Origin of the sequence: Luteibacter pinisoli (assembly GCF_006385595.1) — a bacterium.
Taxonomy (GTDB): Bacteria; Pseudomonadota; Gammaproteobacteria; order Xanthomonadales; family Rhodanobacteraceae; genus Luteibacter; species Luteibacter pinisoli.
This window is the reverse complement of the sequence record NZ_CP041046.1, coordinates 2,441,382-2,456,584: the sequence shown is the minus strand read 5'-3', so window position 1 is coordinate 2,456,584 and position 15,203 is coordinate 2,441,382. Positions and strand designations below refer to the sequence as shown.

Here is a 15,203-nt window from a genome sequence, read left to right as displayed (position 1 = left end):
CGATCTGGGAGGCATGGGCACGCATCCCGTGCCGCGACCCGGAGGTTCCCCTGATGTCCATGCCAGCCCACGCGTTAAACGTAGCGGTGGCTTCCCCGCCGACGTCCTACACCAAGGTGGCCGTCGCCATGCACTGGCTGATCGCGCTGCTGATCTTCCTGAATGTCGGTCTTGGCTTCTTTATGGAGACCTTCCCGAAGAAGGCGCCCGGCCATGACGAGGTGCTCTTCTACCACGCGTCGTTCGGCAGCCTGATCTTCATGCTGGCGGTGTTCCGGTTGTTCTGGCGGAGCACGCACAAGCCGCCGGTGCTGCCCTCGACGATCCCGGCGTGGCAGCGGGGCCTGGCCCATACCCTGCACTGGGTGCTGTATTCGCTGATGCTGCTCGTGCCCTTGACCGGCTATCTCCATCGCATGGCGGGCGGACATCCGGTGAGCTTCTTTGGCCTGGGCAATCTGCCGGTCCTGATCGGGAAGGACGAGCCCTTGCGCCTGTTGACCGACACCCTGCACGTGTCCCTGGTCTGGGTGCTGTGTACCCTGGTGGTCGGCCATATTGGCGCGGCCCTGAAGCACCGGCTGATCGACCGTGATGGCGTGATCCAGCGTATGTTGCGTGCATGATCGCGACGAGCAACCGCACGGTGGTCGATGAGCTGGCGTTACGCCATCTCGATGCTGCCTACAATCTTGGCCGGTGGTTGCTCGGCAGCGAGCAGGATGCCGCGGACGCAGTGCACGATGCCTACCTCCGTGCCGCCCGCGCCAGCGATACCTACGCGGGTGGCAACGCACGCGCATGGTGGCTCGCGATCGTCCGCAACTGTTGCCTGGCTCGCCTGAGCCTGCGCAACAAGGACAAGCACAACGTCGCGATTGATGCGAACCCCGCGGCGGCGGAGCGTTGGCTACCGCGGGCCGAGGCCGAGGAGATCGAGGAGCGCCTGGATGATTCGAGGCGCTCGCAGCGGCTCGATGTGCACCTGCGCAATCTGCCCGTGACCTACCGCGAGGTGCTGATCCTGCGCGAGATCGAAGAGCTTTCCTACCGGGAGATTGCCGACGTGCTGGAAACGCCGATTGGTACGGTGATGTCCCGACTCGCCCGCGGGCGCGCCTTGCTGCAAAAGGCGCTGACCGAGGACGGCAGCATGGAGATCCCGCATGGACTGTAAGACCGCGAGCGATCTGTTGCCCCTGTACTTCGATGGCGAACTGGACCGCGCCACGAGCCGTGAATTCGAGGCCCATCTGGACGAATGCGCCGCGTGTCGCGACGCCCTTGTGGCGCTGGATAGCCTGCGTACTGCCCTGCGCAGCGAGACGGCGCGTTACGGTGCGCCTGCCAGCCTGCGTGCGCGCGTTGAGCAGAGCGCCGCGGCTCCTCCGGTCGCGCGGACCCAGCGGACACGCACGCATACACGCTGGCTCGCGATGGCCGCTTCGTGGGTGCTGGCCTTCGTTGCCGGCGGTCTCACGCTCGGCCTTTGGCATCAGGGTTCTGCCGGGGCCAGCGACGCGGCACAACTGAACCGCGACCTGTTCGCCAGCCACTGGCGTGCCCTCGCCGCGACGTCACCGATCGACGTGGTGTCGACGGACCAGCACACCGTCAAACCCTGGTTTGCCGGGAAGGTGGCCATGGCGCCGGCTGTGCACGACTTCGCCGACCAGGGGTATGCGTTGATGGGCGGTCGTATCGATTACGTGGGTAGCGAGCGCGTGCCGGTGCTGGTCTACCGGCACGGCAAGCACCTGATCGACGTGTTTGTCCTGCCCGAGATGGCCAGCTCGTCAACGCGTGACGTCGTGACAGCGCAGGGCTACGTGCTCGAGGCGGCCACCCTGGGCGGCCAGCGCGCGATGATCGTTTCGGATATGGACCGGGTGGAGCTGACGCGCTTCAGGGACCTGCTGAGCGCGCAGGTCCCGGAAAACTGAGCGCGCGTCGGACGGTCAGGGCTTTGCAGCGGCCTGTACTTCCGCCATCGTCCGGGAGCCCACGCTCCAGTGCTCACGCTCCACCTCGGTAAGGATGATGGTGACGGCATGCTCGGGTACACCGAGCGTTCGCTGGGTCACTTCGGCGACTTCTTTCATGAAGGTATTTTTCTGTTCCGGGCTGCGGCCGGCCAGCATCTGGACGTTGATCACGGGCATGGGTGGGGTCTCGTGGGGAAAGGGACGTGCTCCCTAGTTTGACGTGAGTCCGTGGCCTGTTAAATAGGCGGGACGCTCAATCGGTGGCGCGATCGTCGCACCTTCCCGGCCATGCCCCCGAGGCATGACGGGCTGCTCTTAAAGTCTTTCCTGTGGGCGTCGCAAGAAGCCTAAGCTCTCTCCATCCCCCCTTTTGAGAGCAACCCCATGACTTCCCTTACTGGTAAAACCGCCCTTGTGACCGGTGGCTCGCGCGGCATCGGCCGGGCGATCGCCCTGAAGCTGGCCCAGGCCGGCGCCCAGGTGCTGGTGCATTTCAGTGCGTCGCCGAAGGACGCCGACGAGGTGGTCGAGCAGATCATCCGGGCCGGCGGCCGCGCTACGGCGGTGGGCGCCGACCTGGGCGCGCCGGATGGCCCGCACAAGCTCGCCGCGGCCGTGCGCAAGGTGGTCGGCGACCGGCTGGACGTGCTCGTGAATAACGCGGGCGTGTCGTATGCCGCGACGATCGAAGACCAGACCATCGAAGACTTCGACAAGCAGTTCGCCGTGAACGTGCGTGGGCCGTTCTTCCTCGTACAGCAGCTGCTGCCGATCCTTGGCAAGGGCAGCTCCGTGGTATTCGTCAGCTCACTGGCGGCGCGTTCCGCGGTGGGCAATCTTTCCGCCTACGCGGCGACGAAGGGTGCGACGGATACCCTGGTGAAGCACTTCGCTGCGGCACTGGGTAGCCGCGATATCCGCGTGAATGCCATCGCTCCGGGCGTGGTGGAGACGGAGATGTCGAAGTTTGCGAAGACGGACGAAGGTCGCCAGTTCACCCTGGGCATGCAGGCATTGCAGCATGTGGCCCAGCCGGATGATATCGCCGGTGCCGTGCTGTTCCTTGCCTCGCAGGATGCCGGCTGGGTGAACGGTACGACCCTCGCCGTGGACGGCGGTTCGAAGCTCTGACCGGCTAGCGGACGCGCCGCCAGACGACCTCACCATGGGCTCCCTCGGCCGCGCCACTGGACGGCTTGGCGACGGTGTAGGTGAGCTCGTCGTCCTTGAGCGTATAGGCGGTGTCACCGCCCTTGCCGTCCCAGTTCGGGAAGGACGCCCGCAGGATCTGGCTGTGCATCGTGTGGGCGTCGGCGCTGACGTGGCCGAAGTGCGCGTTGCTGTCCATCGAGGCCGCTTTGTACTCCTCGGGAGTGCCCTTCGACTTGTCATTCACCGCGAAGGGCACCCGTTTCGCCCGCACGATCTGCATCATGTAGTCGCCCTGGGCATCGATAAGCCACATGCCTTCGGGCGAAGGTCCGTAGAGCTCCACGCGGCGCCCGTCCGGGTAAACGTTGTCGCAGCGGACGAGGGTCCACGCTCCGATCAGTTCGCGAGGCACGGGCATGGCGTCGGCCGCCACCGAGAGTGAAGGGACGATGGCGAGGGCCATGGCGCAGGCGAGCAGGGACGGGGGCAGGCGGGACATGGCGGCTCCTTCAGGGGATGGGTGGCCGGATCATGGCGCTGCTGGCTGGATTTGATAATGAGTCCGAATCTGGATTGACCTTCAAAACGAAGTTGAAGATCATCGGCACATGAACCGCCTGAGCGACATGCAGCTTCTTGTCGACGCGGCCGACCTCGGCAGCCTGTCGTCGGCAGGTCGTCGCGCTGGCCTGTCGCCGGCGGCGGCGAGCGCCTGCGTGCAGCGGATCGAGGCGGCGCTGGGTGCGCGCCTGTTTGAACGAACGACACGCCAGCTTCGCCTTACCGACGAAGGGCGCACCTATATCGCCTCGTGCCGGATCGTGCTCGACACCATGCGCGAAGCCGAGCGCGTGGTGCGCAGCGGTACCGGTAGCGTCAGTGGCACGCTGCGCGTATCCGCGCCCTCCGACCTGGGGCGCAACTTGCTGGTGCACATCCTTGACCGATTCATGGTCCGGCATCCCGACGTGCGAATCGTGCTGACTCTGTCCGATTCGCTCTCGCGATTCGTTCCGGACGACGTCGACGTGGCCGTGCGTGTCGGCCCGCTGGAGGATAGTGACCTGGTAGCGCGCCATCTCGCGGATAGCTGGCGGGTGGTTTGCGCTTCGCCCGAGTGCATCGCAGCCAACGGCATGCCGGACCATCCGGACGATCTTGCCGACCTGCCGACGCTTGTCCTCACCACCAGCGCGGGCCCGCGACGTGAATGGCGCCTCGGCGACACGGTGGTGCAGGTACGGCGCTATCACGAATGCACGGACAGCGAAGTCATCCGTACCTGGGCGGTGCTCGGCAGGGGATTTGCCTATCGGCAACTGTGGGCAGTGGCGAAGGACGTTCAGGAAGGACGATTGGCGCTGGTCCATCCCTCGACATGGCATGCCTCATCACCGATCCACGCGGTGTATCACCCGAACGCCTTCCAGCCTCCGCGCGTGCGGACCTTTGTCGACTTTCTTCAGGCGGAGATGGTGGAGCGCCTGACGCATGAAGCCGCCGCGCAACTCTTGGGCACTCCGCCCTCGCGTTAACGAGGGCGGAGTTTCCTGCCGCTTATTCGACGATGGTCGCCTTCACGTGGTAGACGCGGCCACCCCAACCGTCATTGGGGAAGCTGTCGGACACCTTCAGGTAGACCGGCTTGGAACCGTCCACCGCGGCGCCGAGGAACGGCGTGAGGTCGATCGTGCGGTCCGCCTTGTTGGATCCGTCGGTGACAGGGTTCGTCTCTTGCAGCACCGTGGTCCAATGCTCGTTGTCCGTGCTGGCCTGCACCAGGAACTCGGCGTCGATCGTCAGCGTAACGTGGGCCGACGTGGTATCCGCGGGGAACGGGAACCGGTAGGTGAAGTGCGCATTGCCATCGGCGAAACGGTTCTGCACGCCGTTGCTCTGCGAGTTAGCGGGATCGAACAGCCACGGGTTCTCATCCACCGTGCCGGTGTCGAAGTTGATCGCATGGGCGACCAGGACGTCGGCCTGTGTCGAGAAGCGCAGCCCTGCCGCCACGAGGTTGGCGGTGACAAGGTGATGGCCATCCGTCGCCGTGCCGGGCACGGTGACCTTCAGCGGAAGCGTGCTGCTGGCCGGAATGGCATTGCCGCGCGGTTGCAGGCGCACGAGTGACGCCCGTTGCGTGGCCGTCCAGCCCGACGGTGCATCCACCGAAGCAAGGGCGAGGAGCGGGAAGAAGCCCGTTGCCGAGCTGCTGAGGGTGATGGGAATGGTCGTCACCCCCGAGGCCGCCGGCATGATGACCGGTTGCGCCGGTGACAACGTGGCAGCCAGTGAAGCGAGCGGCGTCAGGGTTGGCACATTGCCCACCAGGGCGCTAAGCGCGCTGGCCTGCGTGCGCCAGTCGAACACGTTGGGATGGTCGTCGCTGGTGGCACCCGACCAGCGCGTGCCTAGGCGGCCCGCGGCGTCGCGGTCGTTGTTCCAGATGCTATCGGCCTGCTGATCCAGGAACGACGCGTAACGGCGGTCGTGGGTGGTGTCGACCAGGTCCGTCCAGTAGCGCATGAAGATGCCCTTGAACTGCTTGCCGTTGTCGTCGCAGGTCTGGTCGGTGGCGTCGCAGATTTCGGTGAGCGTGCCGTCCTTCACCAGCGCGTTCGGGCCGATGGCGGCATCGGCCAAGCGGCGCACCGAGGTCAGGATCTTCGGGTCACGGGTCGCGCGGAACAGTTCGAGGCCGCCGCCGATGGCGAGGCCCTGGTTGTAACTCCACACGTTCTGGCCGTTGTTGGTGCAGGCGTTGGTGAGGCCGTCATTGACCTGGCCATCGGCGTTGATCATGCCGCTGTTCTGGAACCAGGTCCACGCGGTCTTCGAGCGGCCCAGCCACAGCGTGTCGCCCGGGATGCGGTTATGCAGTTCGGCCGTCAGGCGGATCCACAAGCCGTTGGTGATCGCGTTCTTGTACGTGCGCTCGCCATCCCACCAGACGCCGCCACCGCAGGTGCTGGTGTCCCAGTAGCCGTACACGTAATTGGCGATGGTCACCGCCATGTTCAGGTACTTCGGGTCGTGGGTGAGGTCGTAGGCCTGCAGCCAGGTGAGGCCCCACCATTCGGAGTCGTCGATGGCCCGGCTGGTGAAGTTGCCCAGCAGCGGGTCGCCCGAGAGCACGCCGGCGGGGAAGACACCCTTGTCCTTTTCGAAGGTGTTGTTGAGCTGGCCGAGGTACCGGCGGTCGCCGGTGCGCTGCATGTAATCGCCGATGGTTTGCAGGGCCACGGCGGAGTTCCACCAGCTGGACGGGAACCAGGCCTTGTCCGGGTCATACGAACTCATCAGCACGTCCGCGGCGACGCGGGCACGGGCCATGGCGGTGGGGCCATCGGTTTGCGCGGCGTTGGCTTGGGTTTGTTCCGCGGCGATGGCAGGGCAGGCGGCGGCAAGGGCCGTCAGGCTGGCGACGGCCAGCAGGGTCTGAACTCGTGAACGTATCGCGACGAGGTTCATGGTCAGGGAGCGCTCCTCTTGAGTACCCACAATGGGGATGGAGGCAACGTTCCCCCCACCTTGCCGCAGCCGGACCGTGGGCGGTGATCCGGCCTGAAAGCATCTGCGCATGAAGAAGTAGTTAGACGTCTAAATTGCTCAACGGCTCGTGCGAAGTCGGGCGAGTGTTGCAGAGCCGAGACCGCAAAAGTGAGAACCAGTTCCGAAATTATCACGATTTAAATGCAGCGATGGCTCACGGTGCGTGCGACTGGCCGTTCGGCGTATGGCGTGGTCTGCACCGTCGTGAAACGATCGCTGGGGTCGACAGGGGGATGCTGCAATGCAGTACAAACGGTTCGTGCTTTTGAGCGCGTCGTTCGTTGTGTTGTGGGGTTGCGCCCATGGCGGTGCGCCACAGGCCGTGTCTTCTCCGGTACCCGTGGCGAGTGCGCGGAAGGTTGCTCCTGAGGCTGCGCCACCCGCGGTGAAACGCATCTCGCGGCAACGCGATGCCGTCGCTGCCCATGCCGCAACCGTACCGCCTCCCATGCAGGTGCATTTCATCAACGTGGGGCAGGGCGCCGCGGCCATCGTCGAGTTTCCCGGCAAGTGCGGGGCCATCCTGATTGATGCGGGCCGTGGCCCCGGATTCACGGGCGTGTTGCGCACCCACCTCGATGATTTCTTCGCCCATCAGCGTCCCGATCTCCAGGGTACGTTGACCACGGTGTACCTGACGCATCCGCACGAAGATCACCTGGGCTCGCTTTCTACGCTCGGCCTGACGGGCACGATCGTGCCGGTGTATGACGTGAAGAACCTCGTTGATGATGGCTTGCTGCAAACGAACGCGACCACGTGGCAACAGGCGCAGAAGGCATTCGGTGACTGGGTCGCGACGAACAAGGGAGCGACTCATCATCGCATCGTGGCGTTCAGTACCAAGCCGCAACAGGGCGGCTATACGGGGCCGGCGATCGATGCGATCCAATGCGCCGACGTCGACCCGAAGATCCGCGTGCTGTGGGGGCAATCAAAGAAAAACGTCATGGGGACGGCGGAGGACTTCAAGGATCCGAACAACCACAGCCTGGTGATTCGCATCGACTATGGCGCGTCGTCGATCCTGTTTACCGGTGACCTCGAAGCACCGGCGATCGCCCAGCTCCTCGCTGCGTATGCAAACCAGCCGGAACTGTTGGACGCGGATGTCTACGTCGTTGGCCATCACGGTTCGATCAATGGCACGACGCCCGCGCTCCTGAAAGCCATTACCCCGATGATCGCGGTGATACAGGTAGGCGACCTCGCGGACCCGGGCCGCGCACGTACGGCGCGGGACTACGCCCACCCGAATGCAACGACGGTCGATAATCTCGTGCACTCGGTGGCCTGCGGGCGGGAGCCGGAGGCGTACGCGCTGGTGACCTCAGTGACCAATGACGCGACCGACGACACGATCACGCCGATCGGCATGCCATGCCACGTCTACGCCACGGGCTGGAACGGCGATATCACCGTCAGCCTGCCTTACGACAACGCCGACCTTGAAGTGCAGCTCGATTGCGAACTGCGGTTTGCCGATGCGACCGACGCTGCCGCGGTCGAAGCCCACCATCGGTGCGTGGCCTCGCCCTGATCGCGCTCAGGGCGCGGCGCGCGGGCTAACGGCGCCGTAGGGAAGCACGGCGGCTGATGCCGTCGCAGCATCACGGGTCATCGCGCCGTACGGAAGGATGGCCTGCGGGGCTTCGGCCCTGGCGTGGCTGACGGCGCCATAGGGAAGGACGGTCGCGGATGCGAGTGATGCGTCGTGGCCGACGACGCCATACGGTGGGATGGTCGGCATGTCGCCGACGAACGACGCAACGCGTGCAGGCGATGCAGGTTGATTCGCTGACATCGCGCAGGCACAGGCGCCCACCAAAACGAGCGCAAGCGGCAGCCACCGCGCGCGTGAGCGGGAAAAGGTCTTCATGGGAGGGGCTCTAGGGATTACACCTGGATGGTGTCCGGAGCATCATCCGCCCCCGCCGACGTTCAATCCAATCGTTACTTGCTATAGAGCCGATAGCGCTGGTGAATACCGGATATTGGGCTCCAGTCGGGGGCCGGAGACGGCCTGCGCCAACAAGTAACACCCAGATAACACCTCGTGTGACATACGGGTGTCACCACTATGAGCATCCTATGACCGTCGATTGCCCTGTTTCTGCCGTGATTATCCGGCACCGCCCCACATGAACGCGGACGGGATTCGTCGCCGGATTTTCATTTTCTACCCTGGGATCAACCAGCGCACCTGGCGGGTGATTGCCGCCGGTGGCTCGACGGAATGCGCTTCCGAGGGCCAGGCCGTGGCGTTTGCGTTCCAGTGTGCGCACAAGGCCGGCGGCTCGCGCATGGTGGATGTGCTGAAGGAAACCATCTCGGGTGCCTGGATTCCCCTGATCGTCCCCATCGCCTGACGGGCGGATGGTGGAGGTTTGCCGGATTTGCGGGCATGCTCTGGCTGCATGCCGCGCAGGCTAGGGGGAAGATTTCATGTCCGGCAGGGGCCATGGATAGACAGCCAGCTGACACCACAGAAGATCTTGATCTCATCATGGACGCCCTCGGCGCCCATGCATCCGAAGAAACGAAGGGCGTAGTCGCCAGCAACCGCGCGGGCGTGATCGTCTACGCGAACGCGTGCGCTGCGGACATCCTCGGGGCTGTCCGGGTGGGCTCCGGCGTCGATGACTACAGTTGCATGCACGGCGTCTTCACGGAAGACGGCCGGCCTTATCCCTCCCGCGATCTTCCATTGTCGCGAGCGGTCCTGGGCAAAGAGACCACGCGCAACGTCCCGCTGCTCGTCCGTCGCAGTGACGGAGGCACGCATCGCATCAGTGTGTCGGGCAAGCCGCTCTACGGCCCGGATGGCGCCCACATCGGTGGCGTCGTCACGTTTGTGATTGTCCCGCCGGCTTGACCACCCGCTGTATACGTTGACGGGTGCACCGTCCGAGGCTAGCCCAAGCCGAGGTCAGCCATGGTCAGCAAAGCCACCACCCCTTCCGGATCCCCGCGTGACATGCGCGGTAACGGCGATGAACTGCATCAACCGGCCGGTGGATCCCATCCGCCCCTGACGACGAACCAGGGGCTGCCGGTCAGCGATAACCAGAACTCATTGAAGGTGGGCGAACGCGGCCCGGTCTTGCTGGAGGACTTCATCCTCCGCGAAAAAATCACCCATTTCGACCACGAACGGATTCCCGAGCGGATCGTCCATGCTCGCGGCACGGCAGCCCATGGGTTCTTCGAGCTGACCGCGTCGCTGTCGAAGTACACCACGGCGCGCGTGCTCACCGAAGTGGGCGAGCGAACGCCTGTCTTCACGCGATTCTCCACGGTTGCCGGCGGCGCGGGTTCGGTCGATACGCCGCGCGACGTCCGCGGCTTCGCCGTGAAGCTGTACACGAAAGAGGGTAACTGGGATCTCGTGGGCAACAACATCCCGGTGTTCTTCATCCAGGACGCGATCAAGTTTCCGGACCTCGTCCATGCGGTGAAGATGGAGCCGGACCGTGGCTTCCCGCAGGCGGCCACGGCGCATGACACCTTCTGGGATTTCATCTCGCTGACGCCCGAATCGATGCACATGATCATGTGGGCGATGTCGGATCGGACGATACCCCGTTCGCTCAGGATGATCGAAGGCTTTGGCGTCCACTCGTTCCGACTGGTGAATGCCAAGGGCGGCAGTACCTTCGTCAAGTTCCACTGGCGCCCCAAACTGGGACTTCAGTCCACGGTGTGGGATGAGGCGGTGAAACTGGCCGGTGCCGACCCGGACTTCCATCGTCGTGATCTCTTTGAAGCGATCACCGCGGGCAACTTCCCGGAATGGGAGCTGGGTGTCCAGCTGTTCACCGAGGACGAGGCCGCCCGCTTCCCGTTCGACCATCTCGATGCCACGAAGCTCATTCCCGAGGAGCTCGTGCCGCTGAAGATCATCGGCAGGATGGTGCTGGATCGCTGGCCGGATAATTTCTTTGCCGAGACGGAGCAGGTGGCATTCTGTCCCTCGCACCTCGTCCCTGGCCTGGATTTCAGCAACGACCCGCTCCTGCAGGGGCGGTTGTTCTCCTACCTGGATACGCAGTTGTCGCGTCTTGGGTCCCCCAATTTCCACCAGCTGCCCATCAACGCCCCGAAGTGCCCGTTCGCCAATCATCAGCGCGACGGCCATATGCAGCAACAGGTGCCCAAGGGGCGCGTGGCGTATGAACCCAGTTCGCTCCAGGCGGACTCACCGCGCGAGGAGCCGAAGTCCGGGTTCCGCTCGGCAGCCGTCGACGAAGCCGGGGCGCGGGGCAGGGTGCGTGCGGAAACCTTCGTCGACCACTACAGCCAGGCGCGTTTGTTCTTCATCAGCCAGACGCCTTATGAGCAGGCGCACATGGCGTCCGCGCTGGTCTTTGAGTTGTCGAAAGTCGAGACCCTGCACGTGCGCGATGCCGTGGTGGGACACCTGCGTCACATCGACGAGGACCTTGCGAAGCGCGTAGCGGCTGGCCTTGCGATGGATAAACTACCGCCGGCTCCGAAGGCACAGGCTCCGCTGGTCGAGATGCCACCGTCGCCCGCGCTGCAGATCATTGGCAAGATGAAGGCCACGCTGGAAGGGCGCGTCGTGGGCATTCTCATCAACGACGGGACGAACGCGAAGGCCGTGGCCGCCCTGCGCAAGGCCGTGGAGGCGGCGGGTGCCACGGTGAAGATCGTTGCGCCGAAGGTGGGCGGGGCGAAGCTCTCCGATGGAAAGAAGCTCGCCGCGGATGGCCAGCTGGCAGGCACGCCATCGATCGTCTTTGACGCGGTGGCCGTGCTCCTGAGCAGCGAGGGCGAGGAGCAGCTGGAGAAGGAAGCGGCCGCGGTGGACTTCGTTCGCGACGCGTTTGGCCATTTAAAAGCCCTGGCGCTCGATGAGGGTGGCCTTGCCCTGTTCGATGCGGCCGGACTGGAAGCCGATGACGGCGTCATCTCCGCTGAGGACCCGGCGGCGTTCGTCGAAGCGGCGAAGGGTCGGTTCTTCGATCGGGAAGCAAAGGTTCGCATCTTGCCCTGACATCTGGCACATTCCCCCGATGCCGGGGCTGACGGGGAATGCATTGATGCTTCGGTTGCAGGTGAAACTGTCGCGGCTCGCCGCGCGTACCCTTCCGATGGAGTCTGCATGAGCGTTATTACACCCTCCGCTACGGCGGCCAGCGAGGCCTCGCCGCGCGCGGGCCTTGTTGTCGGCATTGCTGTTATCGCTGCCCTGGGCGGCCTGCTGTTTGGTTACGATACGGGCGTGATCGGTGTGGCGCTCCTCGGTATCGGCCGGCAGTTCGCGCTTGACGATACGACCAAGCAGCTGGTCACCGGCGGCATTATCTTCGGCGCCTTGATCGGTTGCCTGGCCACGGGCCCTTTCTCCGATCGACTGGGCCGTCGGCGCATGGTGATCTTCGTCGGTGTGTTGTTCGCGCTGGGCTCGATCGCGTCGGCTCTTGCTCCCTCGGTAGGTTGGCTGATTGCTGCACGTTTCCTGCTGGGTCTTTCCGCGGGTAGCTCGACGCAGATCATCCCCGTCTATATCGCGGAAGTCGCGCCGACGAAGCATCGCGGCAAGATGGTGGTGCTCTTCCAGTTCATGGTGGTATTTGGGATCACCGTGGCGTATTTCACCGGCTTCGCACTCGGCGAACACTGGCGCTGGATGTTTGGCTTGGGCATCGTGCCAGCGATCATCCTGCTTGCTGGCATGGCCTTCCTTCCCGAGAGTCCTCGCTGGCTGGTGGCTGAGCGTCGCCTCGACGAGGCGCAGAAGGTCCTCGAGCGCATCCGTGGCAGCGCCTCGGCGGCGCGTGCCGAGATCGCCGAAATCGAAACCGTGGCGGAGCGGGAGCCGACCGGCCGCTGGAAAGACCTGACCAAGCCCTGGATCCGCCCGGCGATCGTCGTGGGTGCGGGTATCTCGATGTTCTCGCAGATCACCGGCAACAACGCGCTGATTTATTACGCGCCGACCATTCTCACCAAGGCGGGTTTCTCTGACGAGGCCGCCGTGCTGGGTACGGGTGCCAGTACGGTGCTGCTGGTGGTGATGACGGTAATCGGCAGTTTCCTCGTCGACCGCGTGGGTCGCCGGAGATACCTCCTGTGGATGGTGCCCGGCTCCATCGTGGCGCTGATCGCCATGGGCGTACTGTTCCAGGGCGCGGGCCCGCAAAACGATGTGACCCGCTGGGCCACCGTGGGCTGCCTCGCTGCCTACATGATGTTGAACTGCGGCAGCTTCGGCGTGTGCATCTGGCTGATCAACGCCGAGGTCTATCCCTTGTTCGTGCGCGGCAAGGGCTCCAGTCTCGGCTCTTTCAGCCACTGGTTCTTCGACCTGATCGTCACCCTCACCACGCTGTCCCTGGTGACGTGGCTCGGTGCCACGCACACCTTCTGGCTCTACGCGGCGATCTCGCTGGTCGCGCTCGTGTTCATCTATTACCTGGTGCCCGAAACGATGGGCAAGAGCCTGGAAGAGATCGAGCACGAACTGCGCGAAGACCGCTTCTACCCGTACCAGCAGAAGCGGTTGGCTAAGGGTGGTTGACGGCTGCGCGCGTCAGATAAGCGTTCGCAGCCGCGCCAGAACATCGTCGATCACCGCCTGTGGGGCTTGTTCGACGAAGGCATTCTTTCTCGCGGCGAAATCCAGCGCGCGAGGCTGGTCGCAGCGCACGACCCCCGACGTCCTGGTGCCGGCCAACGCGACAGCGAAGCCGGCCATACGTGAAAAGGTCCCACCGTTGGTGATCGGAAGTACGATGGGTGTCTTGCTGAGCTCGTTGAACGGCGCGGGTGAGAGCACCATCACCGGCCGAAAGCCGGACTGTTCATGGCCTGCGACTGGGTCCAGGCCCACCATGTAAATGTCGCCTCGCCGCATCAGATGAGCTCATTGCCGGCAGCGGTACCACCTGTCCAGGTCTGGTCATCCTCGGATAGCGGCTGCTCTGGATGGCACTGTGCGAGTAGCTGATCGAGAGAATATTCGGGCGCGCGGGTGGCGGTGACCACAAGCTTTCCACCGTCGATGTCGATACCGACCTGGGTACCGGCAGTGAGGTGCAGAATCTCAAGCAAGACAGGTGGAATGGCTAGCATGAGCGAGCCACCCACCTTCCGGATGCTGGTCTTGTACATGGCGATCGCTCGATGGCAGAAGTTATACTCTAATATAACCTTATTCGCACTGGCGTCAAGGCGAGAACGCCCCTGAATGCCGTAGTCGTTGGACTCGACGGCCGTCCGGGATGCCTCGTCAGGGGGCTCCGACGGCAGACGTCATAGGCTCGTTGGCAGCACTGACTGATACCGCATCGCCCACGGCGCGACCGGAAGTGGCTGCGAAGCTGCTGATGGGACACAGGGCGATCGCGCCACAATCCGGCTGTGGAAGGGACTTCAGAACGACCGCGTTTGCCGGAATGACGTCGCCCGCCCGAAGCGCGGCCAGTGTTGGCATCGCGACGGAAAGGCGAACGGCGTACCCGCCGGGAACTTTCACCAGGTCATAGACCAGGGCTCCCCCGGGCGGAAAGTCGTCACCCTTGGTCGCCGCCTGCCAGTCGAGGCCAAGCAGGCCGGCCTGGGCGGCGAGGTCCGTGTCGTGGCCGATGAGCACGAGTACGCGGGTTCCCGCCGGCGCCAGGGCCTTCACCGTGGTGGGCCTCCCTGCGGCTTCGGCGAGTGTCGCGCTGATGTGGGCCAGCATGTTGCCACCGCGCCCGCGCGAGGCTTCTGGTGTGGCATGGGCCAGCCGGAACGACGCGTTGTGCAGGCCGATGACTCGCGCGACGCCTTCGGCATCGAGCCTTCCCCAGCCGAACTGCGCGGCAGGCATGCCTTGCACGTAGGCAAGCATGATGTTCTCGGACAGCGAGCCCGCGGTTTTTAGCGCCTTTGCCGCATCGCCCCCGAGCAACACCTGCTTGCCGTCGCTCTTCGCCCTGGCCAGGCAGGCATCGTCATGGCAACCCAGCAGTACCTGCTGCAGTTCCGCCATCGTGGCGCGCGTGGTGTCGTCGATGGCTGCAGCATCGATGCCGGCCTTGTCGTCGTCATCGCCTCCTCCAGTGCCTCGGAATAGCGGGTCGTCCTGGCCCACGGGGAACGCTTGCCAGACGGGTGCGCACGAAGGCGAAAGCCCTTCCAGCAAGGCCTTCGCGCTGGCCTGGTTGCGCGGCGTGCTGTCGGCAATCACCCGCACCTCGCGCTTGCAGGCGTCCGCGGGAAGGCCGGCGTCGGCCAGGTCCCGCCGCATGCGCTTGCCCAGCGAGCGCAGGGTGTCGATGCCATGGGGCGTCAGCAGGCCGGGCGCCACGGGCCATGCGGGCCACGGCTCGCTGGCGTAGCGCGCCAGGTCCGCGGGCGCCTTGGTCGGCGATCGAATGCCGTGGCGCATCAGGATGATCCGCTGCACCACCGTTGCCTGGCTACCGTCGTCAGCCAGGGTGTCACCCGGCGACAGCATCCCAAGGGCGAGCAACAGGCCCACGATCCGAAACGTCATCGACATCG

General features: G+C 64.6%; 17 protein-coding genes. 10 read left to right on the top strand and 7 right to left on the bottom strand.

All coding sequences use genetic code 11. The features are described 5' to 3' along the window. Positions 1–53: 53 nt before the first annotated feature. Genes FIV34_RS11145 through FIV34_RS11135 form a run of 3 tightly spaced genes read left to right on the top strand, consistent with a single transcriptional unit; the run spans position 54 to position 1,943 of the window. A complete protein-coding gene (locus tag FIV34_RS11145) occupies positions 54–626 on the top strand; it encodes a cytochrome b (protein WP_170207590.1) in 573 nt (190 codons plus the stop codon). Beyond that, complete coding sequence (locus tag FIV34_RS11140) at positions 623–1,177, top strand: sigma-70 family RNA polymerase sigma factor (RefSeq protein WP_139982706.1); 555 nt, start codon at positions 623–625, stop codon at positions 1,175–1,177. The genes FIV34_RS11145 and FIV34_RS11140 overlap by 4 nt, the downstream gene beginning before the upstream one ends. Then, entirely contained in the window at positions 1,167–1,943 is a 777-nt protein-coding gene (locus FIV34_RS11135; RefSeq protein WP_139982704.1) for an anti-sigma factor family protein, read from the top strand. The genes FIV34_RS11140 and FIV34_RS11135 overlap by 11 nt, the downstream gene beginning before the upstream one ends. 15 nt (positions 1,944–1,958) lie before the next feature. Here FIV34_RS11135 and FIV34_RS11130 read toward each other — a convergent pair whose 3' ends face one another. Further along, on the bottom strand, positions 1,959–2,162 hold the full coding sequence (locus tag FIV34_RS11130) for a 2-hydroxymuconate tautomerase (RefSeq protein ID WP_139982702.1): 204 nt from the start codon (positions 2,160–2,162) through the stop codon (positions 1,959–1,961). A 207-nt stretch (positions 2,163–2,369) separates the two neighbouring features. On the opposite strand from FIV34_RS11130, the gene FIV34_RS11125 reads away from it, so the two are divergent. After that, a complete protein-coding gene (locus FIV34_RS11125) occupies positions 2,370–3,116 on the top strand; it encodes an SDR family NAD(P)-dependent oxidoreductase (RefSeq protein ID WP_139982699.1) in 747 nt (248 codons plus the stop codon). 4 nt (positions 3,117–3,120) lie between these two features. Here FIV34_RS11125 and FIV34_RS11120 read toward each other — a convergent pair whose 3' ends face one another. Further along, positions 3,121–3,636: a lipocalin-like domain-containing protein gene (locus FIV34_RS11120; RefSeq protein WP_139982697.1), complete on the bottom strand. Its 516-nt coding sequence runs from the start codon at positions 3,634–3,636 to the stop codon at positions 3,121–3,123. 109 nt (positions 3,637–3,745) lie between these two features. On the opposite strand from FIV34_RS11120, the gene FIV34_RS11115 reads away from it, so the two are divergent. Then, positions 3,746–4,672, top strand: coding sequence for a LysR family transcriptional regulator (locus FIV34_RS11115; RefSeq protein WP_139982695.1), 927 nt, complete (start codon positions 3,746–3,748; stop codon positions 4,670–4,672). Between the two features lie 22 nt (positions 4,673–4,694). On the opposite strand, the gene FIV34_RS11110 is transcribed toward FIV34_RS11115, so the two are convergent. Next, a complete protein-coding gene (locus FIV34_RS11110) occupies positions 4,695–6,608 on the bottom strand; it encodes a glycoside hydrolase family 76 protein (protein WP_139982693.1) in 1,914 nt (637 codons plus the stop codon). 529 nt (positions 6,609–7,137) lie between these two features. On the opposite strand from FIV34_RS11110, the gene FIV34_RS11105 reads away from it, so the two are divergent. Continuing rightward, positions 7,138–8,229, top strand: a complete 1,092-nt coding sequence (locus FIV34_RS11105; RefSeq protein ID WP_170207589.1) for a ComEC/Rec2 family competence protein — start codon at positions 7,138–7,140, stop codon at positions 8,227–8,229. A gap of 6 nt (positions 8,230–8,235) precedes the next feature. Here the strand turns inward: FIV34_RS11105 and FIV34_RS11100 are convergent, their stop codons facing one another. Then, positions 8,236–8,568 (bottom strand): hypothetical protein, encoded by a 333-nt coding sequence (locus tag FIV34_RS11100; RefSeq protein ID WP_139982688.1) that lies wholly within the window; start codon positions 8,566–8,568, stop codon positions 8,236–8,238. A 262-nt stretch (positions 8,569–8,830) separates the two neighbouring features. Between FIV34_RS11100 and FIV34_RS11095 the strand changes: the two genes are divergently transcribed. The 4 genes from FIV34_RS11095 to FIV34_RS11080 all read left to right on the top strand — a co-directional run bounded on the left by FIV34_RS11095 (position 8,831) and on the right by FIV34_RS11080 (position 13,233). Then, positions 8,831–9,058, top strand: coding sequence for a hypothetical protein (locus FIV34_RS11095; RefSeq protein WP_139982686.1), 228 nt, complete (start codon positions 8,831–8,833; stop codon positions 9,056–9,058). Between the two features lie 137 nt (positions 9,059–9,195). Further along, positions 9,196–9,564, top strand: a complete 369-nt coding sequence (locus FIV34_RS11090) for a nitrogen regulation protein NR(II) (protein ID WP_139982684.1) — start codon at positions 9,196–9,198, stop codon at positions 9,562–9,564. Positions 9,565–9,624: 60 nt separating this feature from the next. Continuing rightward, the gene (locus FIV34_RS11085; protein WP_139982681.1) at positions 9,625–11,706 is read left to right on the top strand and encodes a catalase; all 2,082 of its coding nucleotides are present in this window, start codon (positions 9,625–9,627) and stop codon (positions 11,704–11,706) included. Positions 11,707–11,814: 108 nt separating this feature from the next. Continuing rightward, positions 11,815–13,233, top strand: coding sequence for a sugar porter family MFS transporter (locus FIV34_RS11080; protein WP_139982679.1), 1,419 nt, complete (start codon positions 11,815–11,817; stop codon positions 13,231–13,233). A gap of 12 nt (positions 13,234–13,245) precedes the next feature. Here the strand turns inward: FIV34_RS11080 and FIV34_RS11075 are convergent, their stop codons facing one another. The 3 genes from FIV34_RS11075 to FIV34_RS11065 form a co-directional block, all read right to left on the bottom strand. Continuing rightward, entirely contained in the window at positions 13,246–13,569 is a 324-nt protein-coding gene (locus FIV34_RS11075; protein WP_139982677.1) for a type II toxin-antitoxin system PemK/MazF family toxin, read from the bottom strand. Next, a complete protein-coding gene (locus FIV34_RS11070) occupies positions 13,569–13,826 on the bottom strand; it encodes an AbrB/MazE/SpoVT family DNA-binding domain-containing protein (RefSeq protein WP_139982675.1) in 258 nt (85 codons plus the stop codon). Before FIV34_RS11070 ends, FIV34_RS11075 begins: the two co-directional genes overlap by 1 nt. Before the next feature lie 118 nt (positions 13,827–13,944). Further along, positions 13,945–15,201 carry a histidine-type phosphatase gene (locus FIV34_RS11065; protein ID WP_170207588.1) on the bottom strand — a complete coding sequence of 419 codons (1,257 nt, stop codon included), beginning with the start codon at positions 15,199–15,201 and terminating at the stop codon, positions 13,945–13,947. Between the last annotated feature and the right edge of the window lie 2 nt (positions 15,202–15,203).